General features: G+C 69.4%; 8 protein-coding genes. 3 read left to right on the plus strand and 5 right to left on the minus strand.

Annotated features, from left to right (window positions below; translation table 11 throughout):
• Window positions 1–9: 9 nt before the first annotated feature.
• The 3 genes from RMO97_RS15945 to RMO97_RS15955 form a co-directional block, all read right to left on the minus strand.
• On the minus strand, window positions 10–354 hold the full coding sequence (locus RMO97_RS15945) for a VOC family protein (RefSeq protein ID WP_310542018.1): 345 nt from the start codon (window positions 352–354) through the stop codon (window positions 10–12).
• Between the two features lie 45 nt (window positions 355–399).
• Entirely contained in the window at window positions 400–1,062 is a 663-nt protein-coding gene (locus RMO97_RS15950; RefSeq protein WP_310542019.1) for a methyltransferase, read from the minus strand.
• Between the two features lie 88 nt (window positions 1,063–1,150).
• Window positions 1,151–2,101 carry a fatty acid desaturase family protein gene (locus RMO97_RS15955; RefSeq protein WP_310542020.1) on the minus strand — a complete coding sequence of 317 codons (951 nt, stop codon included), beginning with the start codon at window positions 2,099–2,101 and terminating at the stop codon, window positions 1,151–1,153.
• Between the two features lie 117 nt (window positions 2,102–2,218).
• Between RMO97_RS15955 and RMO97_RS15960 the strand changes: the two genes are divergently transcribed.
• The gene (locus tag RMO97_RS15960; protein WP_310542021.1) at window positions 2,219–2,569 is read left to right on the plus strand and encodes a lysozyme inhibitor LprI family protein; all 351 of its coding nucleotides are present in this window, start codon (window positions 2,219–2,221) and stop codon (window positions 2,567–2,569) included.
• A 59-nt stretch (window positions 2,570–2,628) separates the two neighbouring features.
• On the opposite strand, the gene RMO97_RS15965 is transcribed toward RMO97_RS15960, so the two are convergent.
• Complete coding sequence (locus RMO97_RS15965) at window positions 2,629–3,657, minus strand: UbiA family prenyltransferase (RefSeq protein WP_310542022.1); 1,029 nt, start codon at window positions 3,655–3,657, stop codon at window positions 2,629–2,631.
• Between the two features lie 343 nt (window positions 3,658–4,000).
• Here RMO97_RS15965 and RMO97_RS15970 point away from each other — a divergent pair, with 343 nt between their 5' ends.
• Window positions 4,001–5,788: an ABC transporter ATP-binding protein gene (locus tag RMO97_RS15970; RefSeq protein WP_310542023.1), complete on the plus strand. Its 1,788-nt coding sequence runs from the start codon at window positions 4,001–4,003 to the stop codon at window positions 5,786–5,788.
• On the plus strand, window positions 5,785–7,572 hold the full coding sequence (locus RMO97_RS15975; RefSeq protein ID WP_310542024.1) for an ABC transporter ATP-binding protein: 1,788 nt from the start codon (window positions 5,785–5,787) through the stop codon (window positions 7,570–7,572). Before RMO97_RS15970 ends, RMO97_RS15975 begins: the two co-directional genes overlap by 4 nt.
• A 38-nt stretch (window positions 7,573–7,610) precedes the next feature.
• Here the strand turns inward: RMO97_RS15975 and RMO97_RS15980 are convergent.
• Window positions 7,611–8,535, minus strand: a 925-nt coding sequence (locus RMO97_RS15980) for a DNA glycosylase AlkZ-like family protein (RefSeq protein WP_310542025.1), incomplete at its 5' end; no start/stop codon positions are given.

Raw genomic sequence — 8,535 nt, forward strand, 5'->3', positions numbered from 1 at the left:
GCGCCGAATTCAACCCTCGGTGAATACCGCGAGTTCGTTCCCGCTGGGGTCGCGGAAGTGGAAGCGGCGGCCGCCCGGGTAGCTGTAGATGGGCTTGACCACCTGGCCGCCAGCCGCCGTCACCTTGGCCAGCATCGCCTCCAGGTCCCTGGCGAAGATCACCACCAGGGGCGCCACCGAAGCCTCGGACGCATCGGCCTGGAAGCCGCCGTCCAGGCCGCTGTCGCCGAAGGCCGCATAGGTCGGGCCGAAGTCGGTGAAGCGCCAGCCAAAGGCCTCGCCGTAGAAGCTCTTGGTGGCTGGCAGGTCCTGGCCGGGCAGCTCCACATAGTCGATCTTGCCGTCTTCGCGCATATCGGTCGCCGCTCTCAGTTCCGTGTTTGTTCTCGTTCTAGAAGCTCAACCGGGAAGAGTCCAGACTGAGGTCTTCTTGACCTCCTGGTCCTCGAGCTCGCGGGTGGTGGCCACCTGGTACTCCGCCAGCTTGGTGAGGCCCGAGCGGGGGAAATAGCTGCGGCCCGGATCGCCGATCAGCACGGTGGTCCCTCGCTCGCGGGCGGCGGCCAGCCAGGCCATGACCGCGTCGGCCATGGGCTTTTCGTAGCAGATGTCGCCGGCCAGGATCACGTCGGCCTCGGGTGCGGGCGCGTCCAGGAGGTTGGCGTCGGTGAAGTCCAGGCTGACCCCGTTGGCCTGGGCGTTGAGGGAGAGCGCCGCGCCGCAGAAGCCGTCGATGTCGGCGGCCAGGACGCGCGTTGCGCCGGCCCGCATCGCGGCGATCCCGACGATGCCGGACCCCGAGGCGAAGTCGACCACCCGCTTGCCGGCGACGACCTCGGGGTTGTCCAGGACGTAGCGGGCCAGGGCCTGGCCGCCGGCCCAGGCGAAGGCCCAGAAGGGCGGCGGCAGGCCGATCTCGGCCAGGGCCTCCTCGGTCATCTTCCAGATCGGGGTGATCTCGTCGGCGAGGTGCAGGTCCAGCTCCGGCGTGTGGGGCGGGGTCTGCAGCCGGGTGTTTTCGAGGATGAAGGCGCGGCGGCCCTCAAGGCTGGGATCGATCATTCCCCCGCTTAGAGACTTTCAGCTGGAAACTGAAAGCCTCTAAGTCTTTTGCTGGGTCGCGTGACGGACGCCTGAACCGGCGACCACTTCAGGCTGTCACGCTCTCGCTGGCAGGCTTCCCCGCCGCCAGGGACAAGACCTTCAGATACCCACCGGGCTCCACCAGCATGCCCTTGGTCACGCCCGCCTTGGCCAGGGCCCGGTGGGCGCGGGGCAGCTGGTAGCAGGGCAGGTGCATGAACATGTGATGTTCGCAGTGGTAGTTCACATAGTAGGGGGCCAGCAGGGCGCGCTCGATTAGATTGGCCTTGGTGGTCCGCGCGTGGCGCAGGGGATCGGGCTCGTCCTTGGCGACGCAGGCGTGCTCGGCGATGTTCCGCAGCCGCGTGATCATAGGATACCAGGTGGCCTGGGGCAGGACCCACAGCACGGGCCAGGCCCACCAGGCGCCGAAGGGCAGGCCGATGGCGGTGATCACCACGCCCCCCATCAGCCAGCGGCGCTTGCGGCGGATTTCCTCGGTCAGGATGGGCAGGAGGGGTTGGCCGGGCTTGCGGGCCTTCAGCCGGGCGACCAGGTCGCCGAACCGCTGCTTGAAAAAGGTCTGTCCGGTCAGGTCACGCACCAGCTTGCGGCGCAGGGACAGCCGCGTGATCGGGAAGGGCGCCGACAGGCCGAGGTCCGGATCCTCGGCCTGCTGGGCGAAGCGGTGGTGGGTGAGGTGATAGGGGCGGTAGCGGGCCAGGCCGCCGCCGGTCAGCCACTCGCCGGCCCAGTCGTTGACCTTGAGGTTCTTGTGCAGGGCGCCGTGGGCGGCGTCGTGCATGAGGATGGCCAGGCCGAGTTGGCGACCCCCGATGATCATCACCGCAAGGGGCAGGGTCAGCGGCCAGACCACCACCATGACCCCGGCCGCCAGGATGACGATCCAGGCGTGGGCGAGCAGGGCCAGGCCCCGCCAGTTGGAATGGGCGGCGAGGCGCGCCCACTGGTCGGGGGGGAAATAGGTCTTGGGATCGACGCGGGATGCGGCTGCCATGACCGCATTCTCCCACAAAAAATCGTGACGAAACAGCGTGACGCAAGGTCACGACAGGCCTTGGGGAACAGGGCCGAGCGTCCTAGGTATGGCGGCAGGATTTCCCCGGAGACCCGAATGCGCCCCCCGATCCGCCTGGTATTGCTCGCCCTGACCGCGACCTTGATGGCCGGGGGCGCCCAGGCCGCCAGCTTCAATTGCGAACGGGCGCGGACGCAGGACGAACTGACCATCTGCGCGACGCTGAAGCTGAACGACCAGGACGTGCGCATGGCGCAGCTCTACGACATCGCTCAGCATCTGGTGGCGATGGGCGGGCGGGGCGCCATCCAGGACGACCAGCAGGCGTGGCTGAAGACAAGGCGGGCCTGCGGCGCGTACCGCACCTGCCTGGCGCGGGCCTATACCCGGCGGATCGCGGCGCTGAACAAGGTGCTGGAGCGCGCCTACCAGAAGGGGCCGTTCTAGTCCTCTTGCCGGGCGCGCTTTCCAGGCGGCGAACCGGCGGCCACTTCGCCTGAAATCGCTTAGAGCGCCGAGGCCGGCCCGTCCCACATGCCCGCGGTCATGGCGATCACCAGCAGCAGGCCCGCGAGGCTGTTGGACTTGAAGAGGGCCAGGGCGGCCACGCCGTCCTTGACGTCCAGCCGGGCGGCCTGCCGCGACAGGTGGACGCCGAACATGGCGGCCGGCGGCAGGAACAGGGGCCCCAGGCCGCCGACCCAGGCCGCGGCCAGGGCCAGGACGAAGGCGGTCACATAGAAGCCGAGCACGGCCTTCGGCGCGGCGTCGCCCAGCCGCAGGGCCGAGGACTTCACGCCGGCCAGGGCGTCGTCCTCCAGGTCCTGGACCGCGTAGATGGTGTCGTAGCCCAGGGTCCAGAAGACGCCGGCCGCATAGAGCAGGATGGCGGGCCACGAGAGGTGGCCAAGGACGAAAAAGTCGGAAGAGACGCCGACCGAGGCGTAATGGCCCGTGAGGCTGAGAATTTGGAAATAAAGCCAGAGCACGCCTGAGGCCCCGCCTGTTGCGGCGGCATAGCCCAGCAGGGCGCCCCAGTTAAAGGTGAGGCCCAGCCAGGCCTGGGGCCACCAGGTGATCCGCTTCATGAACGGATAGGCCGCCACCAGGGCCAGGGAGGCGACGCCAAGGCCGATGGCCACTGGCCCCATGGTCAGCAGGATGGCCAGGGAGATCACTGCGCAGGCGACGACGAAGGCCCAGGCCTGGCTGACGCTGATCTGGCCCGCCGGGATGGGGCGGGCGGCGGTGCGCGCCACCTTGGCGTCGAAGTCGCGGTCGACGATGTCGTTATAGGCGCAGCCGGCCGCGCGCATCAGGGCGGCGCCCAGGAAGAAGGCGGCCATCAGCAGCGGATCCGGCCATCGGCCCTCCATGGCGGCGGCGAGCGCGATCCCCTGCCAGCCCGGCAGCATCAGCAGCCAGATGCCGGTGGGGCGGTCGAAGCGTCCCAGTTTCAGCCAGGGGCGCAGGGCCAAAGGCGCGTGGCGGTCCACCCAGTTGGTGGGGGCGGCGTCGGGGAGGTGGGTGGTCATCTTGGCCTCTCCATAGCAGCACCGTGGCTTTCGCGCCGCAGTCAGAATTTGGCGTAACGCGGTCGCTTGACGGGGGAATCCGAGCCGCCTAGCTTCCGGCCTCCACACGAGACCGGAAAGGAGGGTCATCAAAGATGAAAGTCATCGCAACGACCACCCTCCGCCGACGCGCCGCCGGGTCCTTCTGCTGACCTGAGAGATTTCCCCGGCCCGCGCGTCCGCTGCGACCGCCCCAAGGGATCCCTCCCGCGACCCGTGCTGGACCTCCAGCCGCTCCCATTCTCCATGACGTCGATGATGCGCGCGCCGCGCCCCTCGCCGTCACCGCATTCCGACGGCTCACATGACGCAAGCTTACGACGACGAGGACGCCGACCGTCCCCGCATCCTGACCAACAGCCAGGTGATCGGCTTCATGGCCGGCCACTGGATGGGCGAGCCCAAGCGGTTCGTGCTGATCGCGGCGCTGATGCTGGCCTCGACGGCCTGCGACCTGGCGATTCCCTGGGCGACCCGGGCCCTGATCGACGCTGTGGCGACGCCCACCTCGCCCACTGACAAGGCATGGATGGCCTGGGCCGCGCTCTCGGGGCTGTACCTGGCGTTCTACTGTCTGCGCAGCGGCATGTTCCGTCTGTCCAACGGCTTCTATTCGCGGATCATGGCGCGGATGGTGACCCGGGCTTTCGGCCGCGTGCAGGCCTTCTCGGCCGACTGGCACGCGTCGAACTTCGCCGGCGCCACGGTTCGCCGGGTCAGCCGGGCCATGTGGGGCTATGACAGCGCCTCTGACGCCCTGCTGTGGATGCTGACCCCGACCCTGGTGGTGCTGTCGGGCCTAGCCATCTCCATCGGCCTGAAGTGGCCGGTGGCGGGCGTGTTCGTCGCCGTGCTGGTGATCGCCTTCGCCATCTTCAACATCCTGGTCTCGACCTACTACATCCGTCCGGTGAACCTGGCCTCGACGGCCCTGGACTCCCAGATCGGCGCCAACCTGGCCGACGCCATCGGCGGCAATCCGGTGGTGAAGGGCTTCGGCGCCGAGGCCCGCGAGGAGAAGCGGTTCGCCGACCACGTGGCCATCTGGCGCGCGGCCCAGCACAGAACCTGGAACAGCTTCAACACGGTCAGCTGGGGGCAGAACCTGTTCCTGGTGGTCCTGCAGGCGGGTCTGACGGGACAGCTGGTCTATGCCTGGAGCCACGGCGACGCGACGCCGGGCGACGTGGCCTTCGGCATCACCTCGTTCATCGTCATGGCCGGCTACATGCGGAACTTCAGCGAGATCACCCGCATGCTGCAGAAGGGCCTCGACGACATGGTGGATGTCGCCACCTACATGCGCACGCAGCCGCAGCTGGCCGACAAGCCGGACGCGGCGCCGTTCCGCGGCGAGCTGGGGGAGGTGGTTTTCGACCGCGTGACCTTCGGCTACGAGAACGCCGCGCGGCCGCTGTACCAGGACTTCACCCTGGTGGTGGCGCCCGGCGAGCGCGTGGCCCTGGTGGGGCCGACGGGGGCCGGCAAGTCGACGTTCGTCAAGCTGCTGCAGCGCCTCTACGATGTGCAGGGCGGCCGGATCCTGATCGACGGGCAGGACATCGCCCATGTCGCCCAGGGCAGCCTGCGGCGGGCCATCGCCGTCGTGCCCCAGGACCCGGCCCTGTTCCACCGCACCATCGCCGAGAACATCAGCTATGCCCGGCCCGACGCCACGGAGGACGAGGTGATCCTGGCCGCCAAGCGGGCCCGGGCGCACGACTTCATCGCGGCCCTGCCCAAGGGCTATCACACGCTGGTCGGTGAGCGCGGGGTGAAGCTGTCGGGCGGCGAGCGCCAGCGGGTGGCCATCGCGCGCGCCTTCCTGGCGGATGCGCCCATCCTGGTGCTGGACGAGGCCACCTCGTCCCTGGACGTGGAGACCGAGCGCCAGGTGCAGGCGGCCATGGAGGAACTGATGATGGGCCGCACCACGGTGGTGATCGCCCACCGGCTGTCGACCATCCGGGGCGCCGACCGCATCCTGGTGTTCGAGGGCGGACAACTTGTTGAAGAGGGCCGCCATGCGGACCTGGTGGCGCGCGGCGGGGCCTATGCCCGGCTGCACGCCGTGACGGAGGCGGGCGCGTGACCGAGCACTATGAGGAGGTCGACGAGTCGGCGAACCGGGTCCTGAGCAACCGCCAGGTCCTGGGCTTCGTCATGGGCTACTGGCTTCGACGGCCGTGGCTGCTGGCCGGCACCCTGGTGACGACCCTGGCCGGAATCGGGTTCGACCTGGCCATGCCCTGGGCGTCGGGTCGGCTGGTGGACGCGGTCACCGCGGGACCTTCGTCGCAGGACACCGCCTGGATGGCCTGGGGCCTGTTCGTCGGCGTCTATCTGGTGGGATCGCTGATGCGCAATCTCGCGCCACGGTTCTGGATTCCCCTGGCGGCCGGCAACATGCGCGAGATCACCGAGGAGGGGTTCGGCAAGGTGCAGTCCTTCTCCGCCGACTGGCACGGCGACAACTTCTCGGGCGCCACGGTGCGCAAGCTGAGCCGCGCCATGTGGGGCTATGACGAGGTCTCCGACGCCGTGGTCATGTGGCTGGGCCCGGCGCTGGCGGTGCTGCTGGGCCTATCTGTGATGATGATCCTGCGCTGGCCGATGGTGGGCCTGTTCTCCCTGGCCACGGTGATCATCTACATCGCCTCCAACGTCTTCCTGACCAGCACCTTCGGGCGGCCGCTGAACCTCAAGTCGGTAGGGCTGGACAGCCGGATCGGCGGGGCGATCGCCGACTCCGTCGCCTCCAACGCCACGGTGCGCGCCTTCGGGGCCGAGGACCTCGAGGCGACCCGGATCGCCGGGGTGACCCAGCTGTGGTCCAAGGCGGTGCAGCGCACCTGGACCCGGTTCACCGACATCTGGCTGGTGCAGAACCTGCTGCTGGTCCTGCTGCAGGCGGGGCTCACCGGCCTGCTGCTGCGGCTGTGGGCGCGGGGCGAGGCGACGCCCGGAGACGTGGCCTTCGGGGTGACCTCCTTCATGCTCATGAGCGGTTATCTGCGCAACATCGGCGACAATATCCGCATGCTGCAGAAGGGCCTGGACGACGTCGAGGACGTGGCCCGCTATCTGACGCTCGAGCCGCAGGTGGCCGATGCGCCGGGCGCGCCGGCCTTCGCCGGGGACCTGGGAGAGGTGGTCTTCGACCACGCCACCTTCGGCTACAAGTCGGCGCAGACCGCTCTCTATCGCGACTTCTCCCTGCGGATCGCGCCGGGGGAACGGATCGCGCTCGTCGGGCCGACGGGGTCGGGCAAGTCGACCTTCGTCAAGCTGGTCCAGCGGCTCTACGACCTCGACGGCGGCCGCATCCTGATCGACGGCCAGGACGTGGCCAAGGTGACGCAAGGCAGTCTGCGGCGCGCCATCGCCGTGGTGCCGCAGGACCCGGCCCTGTTCCACCGCACCATCGGCGAGAACATCAGCTACGCCAGGCCGGGCGCGACCCCCGACGAGATCGAGTTGGCCGCCCGCCGGGCCCGGGCCCACGACTTCATCACCCGCCTGCCCAAGGGCTACGAGACTCTGGTGGGGGAGCGCGGCGTGAAGCTGTCGGGGGGCGAGCGCCAGCGGGTGGCCATCGCGCGGGCCTTCCTGGCGGACGCGCCGATCCTGGTGCTGGACGAGGCCACCTCGTCCCTCGACGTGGAGACCGAGCGGGAGGTGCAGGCGGCGATGGAGGAGCTGATGGTGGGCCGCACCACCATCGTCATCGCCCACCGCCTGTCGACGATCCGCGGCGCCGACCGCATCCTGGTCTTCGACAACGGCCAGGTGGTCGAGGAGGGTCGCCACGCCGAGCTGGTGAGCAAGGGCGGGGCCTATGCCCGCCTGCACGCGGTGACGATGGGGGCGGTTTAGGCGCCGCGTGAAGTGGTGTCGCCACCCCCTGAAAGTGGTTAGGGTTCCGAACTAGTTTGGGCCGCGGCGAGGCGTGGGGCCAGATCGCCCTTGGGTTCGACGCGGACGGAGGTCAGGCCAAGCCAGCCCGCCATCAGCTGAAGTTCGGTCATCAACTGGCCGGGCGTCTCCGCGTCGGCCCAGGGTTCGGCGTGGGCCGACTGCACCAGCAGGACGCCGGCCTTGCGGTCGGCCTTGAGGTCGACGCGGGCGGTGATGGCCTCGCCCTGCAGGAAGGGCAGGACGTAGTAGCCGTGCACGCGCTTCTCGGCCGGGGTGTAGATCTCCAGCCGGACGCGGACGCCGAACAGCCGCTCGGTGCGCTCGCGGAACCAGATCAGGTTGTCGAAGGGCGAGAGCAGGGCGCCGGCGGTGATCTTGCGCGGTCGCCGGGCGGCGGGATCGAGATAGGCCGGCTGATCCCAGCCTTTCACGGACACCGGCAGCAGGTCGCCGGCCGCCACGAGTTCGGCGATGCGGGCCTTGGTGTCGGCCACCGGCATACGGAAATAGTCGCGCAGGTCGCGCTCCGTCGCCACGCCCTGGGCGCGGGCGGCGATGCGCAGGAGCTGGCGCTGGGCCTCGTCGCGGGGCGGGGTCGGGGCGTCGCGGACGGACCTGGGATACACGTCGCCCGGCAGGCCATAGACCCGCTCGAAGGTGCTGCGCCGGGTGGCCGTGGTGATCTCGCCGGCCCAGAACAGACACTCCATGGCCCGCTTGCCCTCGCTCCAGCCCCACCAGCCGCCGCGCCCCTTCTCGCCGATCTCCAGCTCGCCGGCCGAGATGGCGCCGCGGGCGTGGATTTCGGCCAGCGCCTTGTCGATGAAGGTCCGGTTCTCGCGCAGGAAACGGGCGACCCCCCTCCAGGTCCCGAGCCCCTCGCGGGCGTCGTCCATCCGCCAACGCATCAGGGGCTGCAGG

This window comes from Phenylobacterium sp., from assembly GCF_031425575.1.
Lineage (GTDB): Bacteria > Pseudomonadota > Alphaproteobacteria > Caulobacterales > Caulobacteraceae > Phenylobacterium.